Here is a 15594-nt window from a genome sequence, read left to right on the forward strand (position 1 = left end):
CTTAATCGACGTCTGCTGTTGGTTGCCATGCAACCTCGTTTCCCCTGGTGCCCGTATTCAATAATAAAACTGGAGCTTCAGATGACCGCAACGCCCGAAGTGGCCGTCAGTTCGACCACCCCCTCGCTCGATTTCGACGCGCTCGTTCTATTGCTTGAGCAAATTTTTCTGCGCCACGGTACCTCCGCCGATGTCGCCAAGACCCTGGCGCTGAATTGCGCCGGTGCTGAACGCGATGGCGCCCACAGCCATGGCGTGTTTCGTATTCCAGGTTATGTCTCGACGCTCAAGAGTGGCTGGGTCAATGGCCAGGCCGTGCCGGTGGTCGAGGATGTTGCATCGGGGTTTGTCCGGGTCGACGCGGCTAACGGTTTTGCCCAACCCGCGCTGGCGGCGGCCCGTGCACTGTTGGTGGAAAAAGCCCGCAGCGCCGGGATTGCGGTGTTGGCAATTCGTAACTCCCACCATTTCGCGGCACTGTGGCCGGATGTCGAGCCGTTTGCCTATGAAGGGCTGGTGGCGTTGAGCGTGGTCAACAGCATGACGTGCGTGGTGCCACACGGCGCCGACCGGCCGTTGTTCGGCACCAACCCGATTGCCTTCGCCGCGCCCCGGGCTGACGGTGAACCGATTGTCTTTGACCTGGCCACCAGCGCCATTGCCCATGGCGATGTGCAGATTGCCGCGCAAAAAGGTGAGCGCCTGCCGGCGGGCATGGGCGTGGACGGCCTTGGTCAGCCGACTCAGGATCCGAAGGCGATTCTGGAGGGTGGCGCGTTGCTGCCGTTCGGTGGGCACAAAGGTTCAGCGCTGTCGATGATGGTCGAATTGTTGGCGGCGGCACTGACCGGCGGCAATTTCTCCTTCGAGTTCGACTGGAAGAACCATCCGGGAGCCAAGACGCCGTGGACCGGGCAATTGCTGATCGTGATCGATCCGAGCAAGGCGGCCGGGCAGAATTTTGCCGAGCGCAGCCAGGAACTGGTTCGTCAGATGCACAGCGTGGGGCTCAAACGCCTGCCGGGTGATCGACGTCATCACCAGCGAATCAAGTCGAATGCCCAAGGCATTCAACTGGATGCCCAGACGTTGGCGAATTTGCGAGCACTGGCAGGGCTCTGAACCCGGAGCAAAACGCGGACAAGAAAAAGGCGAGCGCAATGCTCGCCTTTTTGCAGTGTGGCTATTGAAGCGGGACCGTTTAACGGCGGCCCAGCAACAACCCGACCACCAGGCCGAAACCGGCTGAGATGGCGACGGTTTGCCATGGATGACCACCGATGTAGGTCTCGGTCGCGTCGACTACCGGTTTGGTGCGGTCGCGAACACTGGTGACCGAATCCCGGGCCTGCTGGAGTTTCTGGGCGATTTGCCCACGAAGGGTCTCTGCTTCCTCACCCACTAATGAAGCGCTGCTTTTCAGCAGTTTTTCCGACTCTTCGATCAAGGATTGAAGTTCGCTGAATGCCTGATCCTTGATCTGGTCATTGGCGACTTGTGTGGCTGTTTTCCGGGCCATTGGGTACTCCTTGCAGGTAAATGGGCAGTGAACAATGGAGTCTGCGGCAACCGAAAAAGTTGCAGTGAATTTGCGCACTGACTGTGAGTCGAGGAAAAATCCCGAGTCAGACATTTCGTCCTACAGTGTAAGATGGCGCCTATTTTTACGCAGCAGGTAACTCCCCATGAGCTTCAATCTGGCCGACAAACCCCTGGCTGAGCGCGCAGCGCTTGAAGATGAGAAATCCCGTCTGTTCGACCTCTGGCAAAGCAACCTTGGCAAATCCAAGGGCGAAGCCGCGCGGTTGTTTGGCGAGCGGGCCAAGCGCAAAGGCAAATGGGCGGAATGGGTTCGTGCCGAACTTGACGCCATGTCACCGCCGGAATTCGCGAACATGGTGCGCAGTGAAGTGAACCGTTTGATGGCCGCCAAGTAAGACCGGCCTCAGGCAAAACTCGCGACAATGGCCTCGCGCACTTTCAACACCACCGGATCGAGTTGCGTGCTGGTACGCCAGCCCAGTTCGATCGGGTAGCGTGGCAAGGCCAGAGGGCAGGGCAGCAGCGCCAGTCCGCAGAGCGCCGCAATGCTTTTGGCCGAGTGGGCCGGAATGGTCGCCACCGCCTGACTGCCCTTGAGCAGGTGTGGCAATGCTGCAAAGTGCGTGGTCGAGGCGCACACCCGCCGATTCAGCCCCAACGCTGCCAAGCCCCCATCGGTGATCCCGATAAAACCGCCCGATGACACCAGAATGTGCTCGCGGGCCACAAACTCTTCAAGGCTGATTGCCTGTTGCCCCGGTGCCAGGCTGAGCGGATCCACCAGGCACAGATAACCGCCTTCCCCCAGCACTTGGCGGCTGAGCAATCGCTCGGTGAAACCGCCCGCGGTGATTGCCAGATCAATACTGCGCTCCATCAATGCCTGAGCGACGATCTGACTGTGCGTCTGCCGAAAGATCAGGCGTAATTTCGGCGCGCTTAGGGCAATGGCCTCGATCAACCGCCGACCGTAGGCGATCTCGAAATCATCCGACAACCCCACCGTGACCGAACGTCCGTCGTAATGATTGGCCGCCGGATCGACCATCGCCAGGCTCTGCCGGCATTTGTTCAGCGCGTCGCTCACCACCGGTTTCAACTGGTTGGCCCTGAGCGTCGGCGCCAGGCCTCGGCCGGTGCGCACGAACAGCTGATCGCCATACAGCTCGCGCAACCGTCGCAGCGCCGCGCTGACGGCCGATTGCGTGACGCCCAGGCGCAACGCCGCACGGCTGGCGCTGGACTCTTCATGCAGCGCTTCGAAGACTTTGAGCAGGTTGAGGTCAACGGTCACGATATTCATAAGGTTCATATCATTCAGCAGTGAATCGGGCTTTATTGATGATCCGGTGGCGCCTGAGAATGAGCAACACCTCATTGCTTTCGGAGTGACAGACATGACCAAGTCCATTGTTGCAGCGTTGCAAATCGGCGCCTTGCCCGGCGGCAAGGCCGAGACCCTTGAACAGATCCTTGCGTGGGAAAACGCGATTATCGAATCTGGTGCCGCGCTGGTGGTCATGCCCGAAGCGTTGCTGGGGGGTTACCCCAAGGGAGAGGGCTTTGGCACTCAGCTGGGCTACCGGTTGCCGGAAGGTCGTGAAGCCTTTGCCCGCTATTTTGCCAACGCCATCGACGTGCCCGGCGCCGAGACTGAAGCGCTGGCCGGATTGTCGGCCCGCACCGGGGCCAATCTGGTGATCGGCGTCATCGAGCGCGCCGGCAGCACGTTGCATTGCACGGCACTGCTGTTCGATCCGCAGGCCGGGCTGGTCGCCAAACACCGCAAGCTGATGCCGACCGGCACTGAGCGTCTGATCTGGGGCAAGGGCGATGGCTCGACGCTGCCGGTGATCGACAGCCAGGTCGGGCGAATCGGCGCGGTGGTGTGCTGGGAAAACATGATGCCGCTGCTGCGCACCGCGATGTACGCCAAAGGCATCGAGGTCTGGTGCGCGCCGACGGTGGATGAGCGGGAAATGTGGCAGGTCAGCATGCGCCACATCGCCCATGAAGGACGCTGCTTCGTGGTCAGCGCGTGTCAGGTCCAGGACTCACCGCAGGCCTTGGGCGTGGAGATCGCCAACTGGCCGGCGGATCGGCCGCTGATTGCCGGCGGCAGCGTGATCGTCGGCCCCATGGGCGACATTCTGGCGGGGCCGCTGCGTGACGGGGCGGGGTTGCTCACCGCTGAGATCGACACCGACGACCTGATCCGCGCGCGGTACGACTTTGATGTGGTCGGTCACTACGCGCGCCCGGATGTGTTTGAGCTGACCGTTGACGAATGTTCCAAGCCTGGGGTCCGCTTCACCGCATATCCCACCCGTGAAAGCTGATGTTGTTCACTCAATACCATCTTCAGGCGAGCACGAAACCTGTGGTGAGGGGATTTATCCCCGTTGGGTCGCGAAGCGGCCCCCGCGTTTGTTCAGACAGGTCGGTTTGTCTGGATTGACGACTGCTTCGCAGCCGAACGGGGATAAATCCCCTCGCCACGGGCGCTCCCACAGGGGATATTTATCGTCGGTTTTACCGCGTGCCGGTCGTAGACCCCAGGCTCAGTTTGCCGGTGTCCACAAAACGCATCGTGCCAAACAAACCACCCGCCAGTTTGCCGCGCAGCACGTAGGGCAGGTTGTTCAGCGTTTGCGTCTGGCTCAGCCCCAATGTCTGGCGTATCACCGAGAACGCCGAAACGCTCACCGGCACGCTCAGCACGGTTTCGGAAAAGCGTGCAATCGAGCCCGACTGATCACTGACTCCGGAAGCCAGCGGCTGGCCATTGACCTCCAGGTCCAGCGCCACGCCGTTGTAGTCGATTGGTGTTTCATTGGGATTTTGCACGCGGATCTTCACGGCAAAGCGCACTTCCATGTCCTGGCTTTGCAGCGGTTCGATGCCGACCACATTGATGTTCAACGGGTCGCGATGGGGGAAGAGGGCGCAGGCACTCAGGGAGAGCAACAGCAGGGAAAGGATGACGGCGTGGACGCTGCGCATGTAGACGCTCTCATAAAGAAAAGGGCTGAACCGCCACAGGCTCAGCCCTTGAGCCTTTCTAGCGGTTCAACTGTGCGACCGCTTGAGTGCGTGCGGGTTCACCCTTGGCCGGGACATCGGGGTTTTCCATGACCTGCAGGATCGAAGCTTCCGGGTCGAAATCGTCCTCTTCCAGCTCGATGAACTCCTCGGGCAGGAAGATGTTCAGCACGATAGCGCACAACGCCCCGACGGTGATTGGCGATTCGAAGATGTTGTGCAGCGCCTTCGGCAGCTCGCGCAACACTTCCGGCACCGCCGCGACACCCAGGCCCATGCCGATGGAAATCGCCACGATCAGCATGTTGCGCCGATGCAAACCGGCTTCGGCGAGGATCTTGATCCCGGCCACCGCCACGGTGCCGAACATCACCAGCTCGGCGCCGCCGAGCACCGGTTTGGGCATCAATTGCAGCACCGCGCCGATCATCGGGAACAGTCCCAACAGCACCAACAGACCGGCGATGAAAAACGCCACGTAGCGGCTGGCCACGCCCGTCAACTGGATCACGCCATTATTCTGGGCGAAGGTCACCATCGGCATGCTGTTGAACACTGCCGCCATGGCCGAGTTCAGGCCGTCAGCCAGCAGGCCGGATTTGATCCGGCGGATGTAAATCGGGCCCTTGACCGGCTGCCGGGAAATCATCGAGTTGGCGGTCAGGTCGCCAGCGGCTTCCAACGGCGACACCAGGAAAATCACCGCCACCGGCACAAACGCCACCCAATCGAAATTGAAGCCGTACTTGAACGGCACCGGCACACTCATCAGCGGCACGTCGGGCAGGCTGGCGAAATTGACGTCGCCCATCAGCCATGCGACGACATAACCCAACGTCAGGCCAATGACGATTGCCCCCAGGCGCAGGAACGGCACATCGACCCGGTTCAACACCACGATCGTGCCGAGCACCAGCGCCGCCAACGCCAGATGACTTGCCGCGCCAAGGTCCGCTGCGCCGAAGCCGCCGGCGATGTCGGTCATGGCGACCTTGATCAGCGACAGGCCCATCAGGGTAATGATGGTGCCGGTCACCACGGGCGTGATCAGCATCCGCAGCTTGCCAATGAACTGGCTCAATACCACTTCGATGAACGCGGCGAAAAAGCACACACCGAAGATCGTCGAAAGGATTTCATCGGTACCGCCACCCCGGGCCTTGACCATGAACCCGGCGCTGAGAATCACGCTGATGAACGAGAAGCTGGTGCCTTGCAGGCACAACAGGCCGGAACCGATCGGGCCGAAGCGCCGCGCCTGAACAAACGTACCCAGACCCGATACAAACAGCGCCATGCTGATCAGGTACGGCACTTCGCTTTGCAGACCGAGGGCACCGCCCATGATCAGGGTCGGGGTGATGATGCCGACAAAACTCGCCAGTACGTGTTGCAGGGCGGCGAAGACCGTGGCGGTGAGATGGGGGCGATCGTTGAGGCCGTAGATCAGGTCGGAACGGGGCTGGGGTTTTGCGTGTTCGGAAGAGGTCACGAGGAAAGCGCCAGGGGCCAGGTCAAAAAATGGAGGCGCAGGATGCCAGCAGCGGCCATAGAGGGCAAACGATACATCGGCGGGATACACGCAACCTGTGGCGAGGGAGCTTGCTCCCGCTCGGCTGCGCAGCAGTCGCAATTCAGACACAACACCGCGTCAGCCGATTTGAGGTCCGCTTCGCGGCCCAACGGGAGCAAGCTCCCTCGCCACAGGGTCCGTGCGTGTTCATGCAAACGCGGCGAGCAGGTCTTCTTCAAATGCCTTCTGCGCATCCCCCGGCACCTGCGCACGATGGCGCGCCAGGTGAAACGCCACATCAAAACTCAGGTCATCCCGGCGTACGGCGCGCAGCAAGCCTTTGTCTTCCCAGCTACGGGCGAAATGATCGGGCAAATACCCGACGTGCTTGCCGGAAAGAATGAAGGCGAGGGTACCTTCGACCTGCTCGGACCGTGCCGAACATAATTTGCCTTGAAACGGCTCGTCGCTGCGCAGGAAACGATAAGGGTGATCAACCCGATCACACGCCTGCAACGCCAGATCATCCGGCGCATCATCGGTAAACAACGGATGCCCGGGAGCGCAATACAGGTGCTGGGTTTCGCTGAACAGTTCGCGGTAGTCAAACGCGCTTTGTACCTGGGAGAAATAGCCGATCGCCAGGTCCAGTCTCTGTTGCAACAGCAGGCGTTCCATTTCCCCGGGCATGGCACTCATCAACTCGATGCGCACCGACTCGTCCCGTTCACGAAAACGCCGGATCGCATCGGCCACTTTTTGCAGCACCGATTGATCAAGAGCTTCGGACAAGCCCAGGCGCACCTCGCCGATCAAACGACCCGCCACGCCGTTGGATTGATGACGGAACGCTTCGATGGATTCAAACAGCCCGCGCGTCGCGCTCAGCAACTGTTCGCCCTTGGGCGTGATCCTGAATCCACCCTTGCCGCGACTGCACAAGCGGTAGCCAAGCCGGGTTTCGAGTTTGGCCATTTGCTGGCTGATGCTCGACTGGCTCAAACCCAGTTCACCTTGCGCCGCGCTGAACCCGCCGCATTCCACCACGCGGACAAACAAGCGCAGCAGTTGCAGGTCGAGGTCGTGGAGTTGACCGAGCATCAAACATTGCTCCGCAATAAAGTCAGGTTAACAAACTTGATATTTCGCCAATGTATCCGAGCGCGCACGCTGCAACCACTTCCTCTGGTCAGGTGATCGTCATGGCTCCCGTATTCAAACTGTGTTTGCCCGCGCTGTTTCTCGCCATGGCCGTGTCGGCCCAGGCCGAGGAAAAGACGCTCAACCTCTACAGTTGGGCCGATTACGTGGCGCCCGAAACCTTGCAGCGTTTCGAACAGGAAACCGGCATTCACGTGCGTTACGACACCTTCGATTCGTCCGAGGTGCTGGAAACCAAACTGCTCACCGGCGGCAGCGGCTATGACGTGGTGGTGCCGTCATCCAGCGTATTGGCCCGTGGTTTGGCGGCCGGTGCGTTGAAGGAGATTCCTCACGACGGACTCAAGGGTTACGCCAACCTCGATCCGGACCTGCTGGAAAAACTTGCCGCCGTCGACCCCGGCAATCGTTTTGGCGTGCCGTATACCTGGGGCACGCTGGGTTTGGGCTTGAATGTCGAGGCCGTGAAAAAACGTTTGCCGGATGTCCCTCTCAATAGCCTCGATCTGCTGTTCAAGCCGCAATACGCCAGCCAGCTGAAGGACTGCGGCATCGCGATTCTCGATTCGCCGCAAGAGGTGATCGGCCTGGCGTTGCACTATCTCGGCAAAGATCCCTACAGCACCGACAAGGCCGATCTGACCGCCGCCGAGGCGTTGTTGCATCAGCTGCAGCCCAATGTGCTGTACGTCGCCACCGGGCGGCAGATCAACGATCTGGCCAATGGCAGCGTGTGCCTGGCCTTGACCTATAACGGCGACGCCAGCATGGCCGCCGACCAGACGCGCAAGGCCAATAAACCGTTCGAGGTGGCCTACCGGATTCCCAAGGAAGGCACGCTGGTCTGGCAGGACAACCTGGCGATTCCCAAGGACGCGCCGCACCCCGAGGCAGCCCGGGCGTTCATCGAATTCATGCTGCGCCCCGAATCCGTGGCGGCGCTGACCAACACGCTGTTCTTTGCCACGGCCAACCAGGCAGCGACGCCGCTGGTGGATGAAGCCGTGCGCACCGACCCGGACATCTACCCCTTGGCCGACACCCGCGAACGGCTATACGCCGACCGCAGCATGAGCCTCAAGGACATGCGCACGCGCACGCGCCTTTGGACCACTTTCCGTAGTCGCCAATAAATAAAAAGGAGATCACCATGGACGCCCCGATGCAAAACGATCAGGCCCTGACCCGCGACAGCCTTTATGGAACTGCCGCCGAAAGCACCTACGCCGGTATCACCAGTTTTATGCGCCGTCGCTACAGCCGTGATTTGCGCGGTGTCGACGTGGTGGTCAGCGGTGTGCCGTTCGACACTGCGACCAGCAACCGTCCCGGTGCACGCTTCGGACCGCGCGGCATTCGTGCCGCGTCTACCGGGATTGCCTGGGAGCGCCACTGGCCGTGGACCTTTGACCCGTTCGATCATCTGGCGGTCATCGACTACGGTGATTGCGACTTCGATTACGGCTCGCCGCACTCGGTACCGGAAAGCATCGAGGCCCACGCCGAGCAGATCCTGAACGGCGGTTGCGCAATGTTGACGTTCGGCGGCGATCACTTCATCAGCTACCCGCTGCTCAAGGCTCATGCGCGCAAACATGGTCCGCTGTCGCTGATTCACTTCGATGCGCACAGCGACACTTGGCCGGACGAAGAGGGCAAGCGTGTCGATCACGGCACGATGTTCTGGCACGCGGCCAAGGAAGGACTGGTGGATCCGTCGCGCTCGGTGCAAATCGGTCTGCGCACCACCAATGATGACCACCAGGGCTTTCAAGTGCTGGATGCGCGGCACGTGCATCGGCAAGGGTGTGAGGCGATCGTCGAGGCGATTCGTGCTCGGGTGGGGGATAACCCGGTGTACCTGACGTTCGACATCGATTGCCTCGACCCTGCGTTCGCGCCGGGCACCGGAACGCCGGTGTGCGGAGGTTTGAGCACGGTGCAGGCGCTGGAAATTCTCGGCGGGTTGCGCGGGATCAATCTGGTGGGGATGGACGTGGTGGAAGTGGCGCCGGCCTACGATCATGCGGACATCACCTCGCTGGCGGCGGCGACGTTGGCGATGGAGATGCTGTGTTTGTACGCGGCTAAACACAAAACAGACCGTTAAAACACAATCCCAATGTGGGAGCGGGCTTGCTCGCGAAGGGGGCCTGTCAGTCAACGTCTTTGTTGAATGTGCGACCGCTTTCGCGAGCGAGCCCGCTCCCACAGGTTGATTGATGTCAGGCCACGGGAATGATTGGCAGGTCGAGGTTTTCACCGCCGCTATACCGCGCCATCGACCCGGCAATGGATTCATGCGGCACACCTTTCGCCACCTCGCTTACCCCATCCAGCCGCGACAATTGCTCCGCGCTCATTTGCACGTTCAGCGCGCCCAACGTCGCATCCAACTGCTCACGAGTCCGCGAACCCAGGATCGGGATCAACGCCGTCGTCGAGCGTTTGGCCTTTTCGCGCAGCCAGGCAATGGCCACGTGCGTCGGACTGGCTCCAAGCTCCGCCGCAACGGCCAGCAAAGTATCGAGCAGGGCGGTTTCCCGTGCACTTTTTTCGGCGTGAATCAGCATGCCGAGTTTGGCGGCGCGGTTGTCACCATCACTGTTGCGGTACTTGCCGGTGAGGAAACCGCCACCCAATGGCGACCATAACGTCGCGGCCAGGCCCAATGCCTCGGCCATCGGCAGTTGTTCACGCTCAGCCGTGCGCTCGGCGAGGCTGTACTCGGCTTGAATCGCTGCAATGGGCGAAAAACCGCGCACTTCGGCCAACACATCCGCACGAGCGATGCGCCAGGCCGGGAAGTTTGACAGCCCGGCGTAGTGAATCTTGCCGGCACGCACCAGATCGTCGAAGCCACGCAGGATTTCTTCCATCGGCGTGACGCCGTCGCTCATGTGCGCCCAGAACAGGTCGATGTGATCGGTGTTGAGCCGTTTCAGGCTTTCTTCCACGGCACGAACCATGTTCTTGCGGTTATTGCCGGTGTGGGAAATGCCCGCGGCGGGTGTGGTCCCCAAGGTGTATTTGGTGGCGATGACCAGGCTATCCCTTTCCGCTGCAATGAACTCGCTAAGCATGGCTTCCGACTGCCCGCCCTGATAGCCGTTGGCGGTGTCGATAAAGTTGCCGCCGGCCTCCAGGTAGCCATCGAAAATGCGCTTGGCTTCGTCACGCTCGGCGCCATGGCCCCAGCCGGTACCGAAGTTGCCGGCGCCCAGCGCCAGTTCCGAAACCCGCAAGCCGGTTTTGCGACCGAAGACTTTGTAATGCATGAGGTGACTCCTGAGGAACAACGGCGGGATTTATTTGAATGTCTAGCAACATGTATTAAATATGATGTCAGTAATATGAGCCGTCAAGGCGCTTTTCCATTCAGGGCAAAACAGCCGACCGCCGGGGGTAACGTTGTCAAACTCAGCACAATCTTCAGTCGAGCAAAAAACCTGTGGCGAGGGAGCTTGCTCCCGCTTGAGTGCGTTGCACTCATAAAAATCTGCGTTGCTGTCTCATTTTGGGGCCGCTACGCAGCCCAGCGGGAGCAAGCTCCCTCGCCACAAAGTAGGTGTGACTGAGAGTCCGCGCAGCATTTTGCTCCTGCCAGTTTCTGACAGCAGCCTCTGCTAAGCTCCGACGACTTCTCAGGAAAGAGACTACAGATCGTGTCGCGTACCACTCGTTTACTCACGTTGCTGCAAGTGCTGCGGGGCAAAAGTCGTCCCGCTACGGCTGCAACGCTGGCCAGTGAATTGGAGATTTCCGAACGCACGCTGTACCGCGACATCGCCGAGCTGACGGCGCTGGGTGCACCGATTTTCGGCGAAGCAGGGGTTGGTTACGTGTTGCGCAGCGGTTTGTTCCTGCCGCCCTTGATGCTCAATGCCGACGAAACCGAAGCCATCGTGCTCGGATTACGTTACGTCGATCAGCGTGGCGACGAGGTGTTGAGCAAAGCTGCGGCCGACGCCCTGGCGAAGATTGCTGCGGTGTTGGCGCCTGAAGCTCAGGACGCCTTGCGCAACCCGACGGTGCTGCCGGGCCCGCGCGGTTATGGCTATCCGCAAAATGCCGTACCGTTAAACGTGTTTCGCCAGGCCATCCGCGATCAGTCCAAGCTGAACATCGACTATGCAGACGCCCATCAAGTGCCCAGTCAGCGGCTGATCTGGCCATTGGCGCTGGGTTTTCTCAATGAGGTGCGGATCATCGTCGCCTGGTGTGAATTGCGCAGTGCCTACCGCACGTTTCGCACCGACCGGATCTCGGCCGCCACTGAGCAGGGTGAGCGCTATCCGGGGCGACGCAGCGACCTGTTGCGCACCTGGCACAAGCAGATGCAACTGGATGACGCCGGGCGTTTCACTCCTGACAAGAACTGACACAGACCTGTTCTAGCATGGCTCCAGAATCAAACAACAAGGAGCCGCACCCATGTCCAATCCAGCCTCTTCACTGGCACCCGCCATCGCCGCCTACATTGCTGCCGCCAATGCCCGCGACACCTCGCGGGTCGGCAGTTTTTTTGCTGAGGACGCCAACGTGTTCGATGAGGGCCAGCACCGGATCGGCACGCAAGCCATCGCCCAGTGGATGCAAGACACCGCGCAGCGTTATGAACCTCGGGTCGAAGTGCTAGACGTTCAGCAACGTACCGGCAAAGTCTTGGTGCACAACCTGATTTCCGGGACGTTTCCCGGCAGTCCTCTGGAGTTGCGCTACATGTTTCGCCTCAACGAACAGGGCAAGATCGCCAGGCTAGACATCTCTCTGTAAATCCGGGCGCCGTGGCATACTGCCGCGCATGAATGTCGACTCTCCCCTAAGCGCCTGGCAACACGCCATTGAACAAAAGGGCTTCGTCCAGGACGAAGCCCAGGAACATGCCGTGTGGGCGCTGCAAAAATGCCACGAAGCGTTGCATGAAGGGCGCACGCCGGTCACCGGCGTTTACCTTTGGGGCCCGGTCGGGCGGGGAAAAACCTGGTTGATGGACCAGTTCTACCAAACCCTGAGAGTCCCGGCCCGACGCCAACACTTCCACCATTTCATGGGTTGGGTGCATCAGCGCTCGTTCCAGCTGACTGGCACGGCAGACCCGCTGAAGGCGCTGGCCCGTGAGTTGAGCCAGGAAGTGCGGGTGTTGTGTTTCGATGAACTGTTCGTCAACGACATTGGCGACGCGATCATTCTCGGGCGTTTGTTTCAAGTGATGTTTGAGCAGGGCGTGGTGGTGGTTTGCACCTCCAATCAGCCGCCGGACCAACTATACGCCGACGGCTTCAACCGCGACCGTTTCGTGCCCGCCATCGAGGCGATCAAACAACACATGCAGGTGATCGCGGTGGATGGCGGCGAAGACCATCGCCTGCATCCGGGCGCTGCGCTGCAACGTTATTGGGTGGCGGATTCCGGGCAACCCAGCGCGCTCGGTGAAGTGTTCAAGGCGTTGACCGTTGGCCAGTCAACATCCAGCGAGCCGATTACGGTCGGTTATCGCTCGATCAACTTGGTACAGGCCAGTTTGACGGTGCTCTGGTGCCGCTACGCCGACCTGTGCGAACAACCGTTTGCCGCCATGGACTTCATGGTGCTGTGCGACACCTTCAGCGCTATTCTGTTGAGTGACGTGCCCAACCTCAGCGCGCAGAAACGCGAAGGGCGCATCGCCAGAGGCACCGAGGACGGTGCCGAGCGGGTCGTGGCCGGTGATCGCGAGCTGCCGCAATTGTCGGTGCATGACGACGGTGTCCGGCGTTTCATCGCCCTGGTGGACGAGTGTTACGACCGCAAGGTGCCGCTGTACCTCGAAGCGCGGGTGCCGATGACGGCGTTGTACACCGAGGGCTATCTGGAATTCCCGTTCCGCCGTACGTTAAGCCGTTTACAGGAAATGCAGCTGCAACGTTTCGCCGAAGCCTGATGGCCGGGAGCCGCGAATATGAATCAGCCTCTGTCTCACCATTTGTTGACCATGGCTTATCAGAATGCCTGGGCCAATCATCGACTCGCCAAGGCCTGGAATCAGTTGAGCCCGGCCGAACTGGCGGCGCCTCGGGTCAGCTTCTTCCCCAGCCTCATTGCCACCCTCAACCACATCCTGACCTGCGACTGGTTTTACGTGGATGCGCTGGAGCGGGAACTGCGCGGTGACGATCCGCACCCTGATTGCCATGTGTTCTTCGCCGAGGACGAACCGTTCACGGCGGGTGCCGATCTGCAGCGTGAACAAGCGCATGTGGACTGTCGCCTGATTGCTTATTGCGAACAACTGCGCGACGCCGACCTGGGGCGAATCGTGACCATTGCCCGGGACACGCCGCAACATGACAGCCGTTTGCGCCTGCTGTCGCACCTGTTCGAGCACCAGCTTCATCACCGTGGCCAGGTTCACGCGATGCTCAGCGGCACCTCGGTCAAACCGCCGCAACTGGACGAGTTTTTCTGTGCCGGTGAATCGCAGTTAAGAGCCAATGATTTTGCCGAGTTGGGCTGGACCGAAACGCTGATCTGGGGCGTTTGAGGCAGGTTCGGGTTGTCGCCGATTGCGCCTCGCGATAATGTCCGTCGACCTCCCGGCGCGAGCGACGCGCCGGGACCACTTGACGGGACGTTGACGATGGAAATGGAAGCCGCAGAAATTCTGGTACTTCAAGCCAGCTACACCAATCCGCTGCATGCCGAGGCTATCGGTGTGGTGCTCAATGCGTACGCCGAAGACCCGATGGGCGGCGGTCAGCCACTGTCCGAAGACATTCTGCAACAACTGCCGGGAGAGCTGGCGAAGCGTCCCCATGCGTTCAGCGTACTGGCGTTTGTCCGTGGCGAACCGGCCGGGCTGGTCAATTGCTTCGAAGGTTTCTCGACGTTTGCCTGTCGGCCGCTGGTCAACGTGCACGATGTGTCGGTAGCGCCGAAGTTTCGCGGTCTGGGGCTGAGCCAAAGAATGCTGCAAAAGGTTGAAGACATCGCCCGCCAACGGGGTTGCTGCAAAATCACCCTGGAAGTGCTCGAAGGCAATGCCGTCGCGCAGGCCTCCTATGGCAAGTTCGGCTTTGCGCCCGGCATGTTCGACCCGGCCCATGGCCGCATGCTGTTCTGGACCAAGGAGCTTTAACGCCACATGAACAGCCTCGATGGTGCGCAGGACAGCACACCCGTGACAAAAGACAAGCCGTGGGCGATTTTCCTGATCTTCCTCCGTCTGGGGCTGACCTCGTTTGGCGGCCCTGTCGCGCATCTGGGCTATTTTCGCAGTGAGTTCGTGGCGCGTCGGCGCTGGCTGAGCGAAGCCGCGTACGCCGAATTGATCGCCCTGTGCCAGTTTCTGCCGGGCCCGGCGAGCAGTCAGGTGGGCATGGCGCTGGGTTTGTCCCGCGCCGGGTTTTCGGGGGCATTGGCGGCGTGGGCAGGTTTCACCTTGCCTTCGGCGTTGATACTTACGCTGTTGGCAGTCGGCATCACCCACGGTGGCTGGGCGTTGCCAGCGGGTTTGATTCACGGGCTGAAAATCGTCGCCGTCGCCGTGGTGGCTCAGGCCGTGTGGGGAATGGCTCGTACGTTATGCCGAGGTCCGGTGCGCGTGGGCATCATGCTGGTGGCGACGGTCGGGGTGTTGCTCTGGCCAACGACTGGCGGGCAGTTGACGGTGATGGCCGTGGCGGCGGTGATCGGCCTGGTCTTGCTGCACAACGCCAATGCGACGCCACGGGAGGGCTTGTCTATTCAGGTCAGTCGCGTGGCCAGCTGGCTGGCGATTGCTGTGTTCGTGACCTTGCTGCTGGGGTTGCCGCTGATCGCGCATCACTGGCCGGACTCGATGTTGAGCTTGTTCGACGGCTTCTACCGCACAGGCGCGCTGGTGTTTGGTGGCGGCCACGTCGTGTTGCCACTGTTGCAAAGTCAGGTGGTGAACACGGGATTGCTGAGCAATGACGTGTTTCTCGCCGGTTACGCCGCCGCTCAAGCGATTCCGGGGCCGCTGTTCACGTTCGCGGCGTTTCTGGGAGCCTCCATCAGTGGCTGGAGTGGGGCGCTGGTGTGCGTGCTGGCGATTTTCCTGCCGTCGCTGTTGTTGGTGATCGGCGTGTTGCCGTTCTGGCAGCGCTTGCGTGGCAATGGCCGGGTGCAAGCGGCGCTGGCCGGAGTGAATGCCGGGGTGGTCGGGTTGTTGCTGGCCGCGTTGTATCAACCGTTGTGGACCAGCTCGATTTTCAGCCCGCTGGATGTCCTGTTGGCGGTGCTGGCGTTGATGGCGCTGCTGTTCTGGCGATGCCCGCCGTGGTTGCTGGTGCTGCTGGGTGGTTTATGCGGCGTGCTGCTGAGCGCTTGAAACC

At 60.7% G+C, this 15594-nt stretch carries 17 protein-coding genes; 11 read left to right on the forward strand and 6 right to left on the reverse strand.

Annotated elements, in window-relative coordinates; translation table 11 throughout:
• Nucleotides 1-81: 81 nt before the first annotated feature.
• Nucleotides 82-1122, forward strand: a complete 1041-nt coding sequence (locus tag ACA060_RS13550) for an Ldh family oxidoreductase (protein ID WP_497317858.1) — start codon at nucleotides 82-84, stop codon at nucleotides 1120-1122.
• 79 nt (nucleotides 1123-1201) lie between these two features.
• Here ACA060_RS13550 and ACA060_RS13555 read toward each other — a convergent pair whose 3' ends face one another.
• Nucleotides 1202-1519, reverse strand: coding sequence for an ElaB/YgaM/YqjD family protein (locus ACA060_RS13555; RefSeq protein ID WP_109630828.1), 318 nt, complete (start codon nucleotides 1517-1519; stop codon nucleotides 1202-1204).
• Nucleotides 1520-1685: 166 nt separating this feature from the next.
• Here ACA060_RS13555 and ACA060_RS13560 point away from each other — a divergent pair, with 166 nt between their 5' ends.
• Nucleotides 1686-1937: a hypothetical protein gene (locus ACA060_RS13560; RefSeq protein WP_010460650.1), complete on the forward strand. Its 252-nt coding sequence runs from the start codon at nucleotides 1686-1688 to the stop codon at nucleotides 1935-1937.
• An 8-nt stretch (nucleotides 1938-1945) separates the two neighbouring features.
• Here the strand turns inward: ACA060_RS13560 and ACA060_RS13565 are convergent, their stop codons facing one another.
• On the reverse strand, nucleotides 1946-2854 hold the full coding sequence (locus ACA060_RS13565) for a LysR family transcriptional regulator (protein WP_497317860.1): 909 nt from the start codon (nucleotides 2852-2854) through the stop codon (nucleotides 1946-1948).
• 85 nt (nucleotides 2855-2939) lie between these two features.
• On the opposite strand from ACA060_RS13565, the gene ACA060_RS13570 reads away from it, so the two are divergent.
• Entirely contained in the window at nucleotides 2940-3881 is a 942-nt protein-coding gene (locus tag ACA060_RS13570) for a carbon-nitrogen hydrolase family protein (protein ID WP_497317862.1), read from the forward strand.
• Between the two features lie 193 nt (nucleotides 3882-4074).
• On the opposite strand, the gene ACA060_RS13575 is transcribed toward ACA060_RS13570, so the two are convergent.
• The 3 genes from ACA060_RS13575 to ACA060_RS13585 form a co-directional block, all read right to left on the reverse strand.
• Entirely contained in the window at nucleotides 4075-4545 is a 471-nt protein-coding gene (locus ACA060_RS13575) for an LEA/WHy family protein (protein WP_109630839.1), read from the reverse strand.
• 58 nt (nucleotides 4546-4603) lie between these two features.
• Nucleotides 4604-6076 carry a nucleobase:cation symporter-2 family protein gene (locus tag ACA060_RS13580; protein ID WP_497317864.1) on the reverse strand — a complete coding sequence of 491 codons (1473 nt, stop codon included), beginning with the start codon at nucleotides 6074-6076 and terminating at the stop codon, nucleotides 4604-4606.
• Between the two features lie 228 nt (nucleotides 6077-6304).
• Nucleotides 6305-7198 (reverse strand): LysR family transcriptional regulator, encoded by an 894-nt coding sequence (locus tag ACA060_RS13585; protein WP_497317866.1) that lies wholly within the window; start codon nucleotides 7196-7198, stop codon nucleotides 6305-6307.
• Nucleotides 7199-7299: 101 nt separating this feature from the next.
• Here ACA060_RS13585 and ACA060_RS13590 point away from each other — a divergent pair, with 101 nt between their 5' ends.
• Both ACA060_RS13590 and speB read left to right on the forward strand, forming a co-directional pair.
• Complete coding sequence (locus ACA060_RS13590; RefSeq protein ID WP_497317868.1) at nucleotides 7300-8391, forward strand: polyamine ABC transporter substrate-binding protein; 1092 nt, start codon at nucleotides 7300-7302, stop codon at nucleotides 8389-8391.
• Nucleotides 8392-8408: 17 nt separating this feature from the next.
• Entirely contained in the window at nucleotides 8409-9368 is a 960-nt protein-coding gene (speB, locus tag ACA060_RS13595) for an agmatinase (protein WP_109630848.1), read from the forward strand.
• A gap of 115 nt (nucleotides 9369-9483) precedes the next feature.
• Here speB and ACA060_RS13600 read toward each other — a convergent pair whose 3' ends face one another.
• Nucleotides 9484-10536: an aldo/keto reductase gene (locus tag ACA060_RS13600; protein WP_497317870.1), complete on the reverse strand. Its 1053-nt coding sequence runs from the start codon at nucleotides 10534-10536 to the stop codon at nucleotides 9484-9486.
• A 387-nt stretch (nucleotides 10537-10923) separates the two neighbouring features.
• Between ACA060_RS13600 and ACA060_RS13605 the strand changes: the two genes are divergently transcribed.
• The 6 genes from ACA060_RS13605 to chrA all read left to right on the forward strand — a co-directional run bounded on the left by ACA060_RS13605 (nucleotide 10924) and on the right by chrA (nucleotide 15590).
• On the forward strand, nucleotides 10924-11640 hold the full coding sequence (locus ACA060_RS13605) for a helix-turn-helix transcriptional regulator (protein WP_497317872.1): 717 nt from the start codon (nucleotides 10924-10926) through the stop codon (nucleotides 11638-11640).
• A 52-nt stretch (nucleotides 11641-11692) separates the two neighbouring features.
• The gene (locus ACA060_RS13610; protein WP_077747789.1) at nucleotides 11693-12034 is read left to right on the forward strand and encodes a nuclear transport factor 2 family protein; all 342 of its coding nucleotides are present in this window, start codon (nucleotides 11693-11695) and stop codon (nucleotides 12032-12034) included.
• A gap of 28 nt (nucleotides 12035-12062) precedes the next feature.
• On the forward strand, nucleotides 12063-13181 hold the full coding sequence (gene zapE / locus ACA060_RS13615; RefSeq protein WP_497317874.1) for a cell division protein ZapE: 1119 nt from the start codon (nucleotides 12063-12065) through the stop codon (nucleotides 13179-13181).
• 18 nt (nucleotides 13182-13199) lie between these two features.
• Nucleotides 13200-13781 carry a DinB family protein gene (locus ACA060_RS13620; RefSeq protein ID WP_497317876.1) on the forward strand — a complete coding sequence of 194 codons (582 nt, stop codon included), beginning with the start codon at nucleotides 13200-13202 and terminating at the stop codon, nucleotides 13779-13781.
• Nucleotides 13782-13883: 102 nt separating this feature from the next.
• The gene (locus ACA060_RS13625; protein WP_497318234.1) at nucleotides 13884-14375 is read left to right on the forward strand and encodes a GNAT family N-acetyltransferase; all 492 of its coding nucleotides are present in this window, start codon (nucleotides 13884-13886) and stop codon (nucleotides 14373-14375) included.
• 6 nt (nucleotides 14376-14381) lie between these two features.
• Complete coding sequence (gene chrA / locus ACA060_RS13630; RefSeq protein ID WP_497317878.1) at nucleotides 14382-15590, forward strand: chromate efflux transporter; 1209 nt, start codon at nucleotides 14382-14384, stop codon at nucleotides 15588-15590.
• Nucleotides 15591-15594: the final 4 nt, after the last annotated feature.

The organism is Pseudomonas sp. LBUM1671 (assembly GCF_059695685.1).

Coding starts and splice junctions, on each gene's coding strand:
- ACA060_RS13550 (WP_497317858.1), top strand. CDS start 82: ATGACCGCAACGCCCGAAGTGGCCGTCAGTTCGACCACCCCCTCGCTC.
- ACA060_RS13555 (WP_109630828.1), bottom strand. CDS start 1,519: ATGGCCCGGAAAACAGCCACACAAGTCGCCAATGACCAGATCAAGGAT.
- ACA060_RS13560 (WP_010460650.1), top strand. CDS start 1,686: ATGAGCTTCAATCTGGCCGACAAACCCCTGGCTGAGCGCGCAGCGCTT.
- ACA060_RS13565 (WP_497317860.1), bottom strand. CDS start 2,854: ATGAACCTTATGAATATCGTGACCGTTGACCTCAACCTGCTCAAAGTC.
- ACA060_RS13570 (WP_497317862.1), top strand. CDS start 2,940: ATGACCAAGTCCATTGTTGCAGCGTTGCAAATCGGCGCCTTGCCCGGC.
- ACA060_RS13575 (WP_109630839.1), bottom strand. CDS start 4,545: ATGCGCAGCGTCCACGCCGTCATCCTTTCCCTGCTGTTGCTCTCCCTG.
- ACA060_RS13585 (WP_497317866.1), bottom strand. CDS start 7,198: ATGCTCGGTCAACTCCACGACCTCGACCTGCAACTGCTGCGCTTGTTT.
- ACA060_RS13590 (WP_497317868.1), top strand. CDS start 7,300: ATGGCTCCCGTATTCAAACTGTGTTTGCCCGCGCTGTTTCTCGCCATG.
- speB (WP_109630848.1), top strand. CDS start 8,409: ATGGACGCCCCGATGCAAAACGATCAGGCCCTGACCCGCGACAGCCTT.
- ACA060_RS13600 (WP_497317870.1), bottom strand. CDS start 10,536: ATGCATTACAAAGTCTTCGGTCGCAAAACCGGCTTGCGGGTTTCGGAA.
- ACA060_RS13610 (WP_077747789.1), top strand. CDS start 11,693: ATGTCCAATCCAGCCTCTTCACTGGCACCCGCCATCGCCGCCTACATT.
- zapE (WP_497317874.1), top strand. CDS start 12,063: ATGAATGTCGACTCTCCCCTAAGCGCCTGGCAACACGCCATTGAACAA.
- ACA060_RS13620 (WP_497317876.1), top strand. CDS start 13,200: ATGAATCAGCCTCTGTCTCACCATTTGTTGACCATGGCTTATCAGAAT.
- ACA060_RS13625 (WP_497318234.1), top strand. CDS start 13,884: ATGGAAGCCGCAGAAATTCTGGTACTTCAAGCCAGCTACACCAATCCG.
- chrA (WP_497317878.1), top strand. CDS start 14,382: ATGAACAGCCTCGATGGTGCGCAGGACAGCACACCCGTGACAAAAGAC.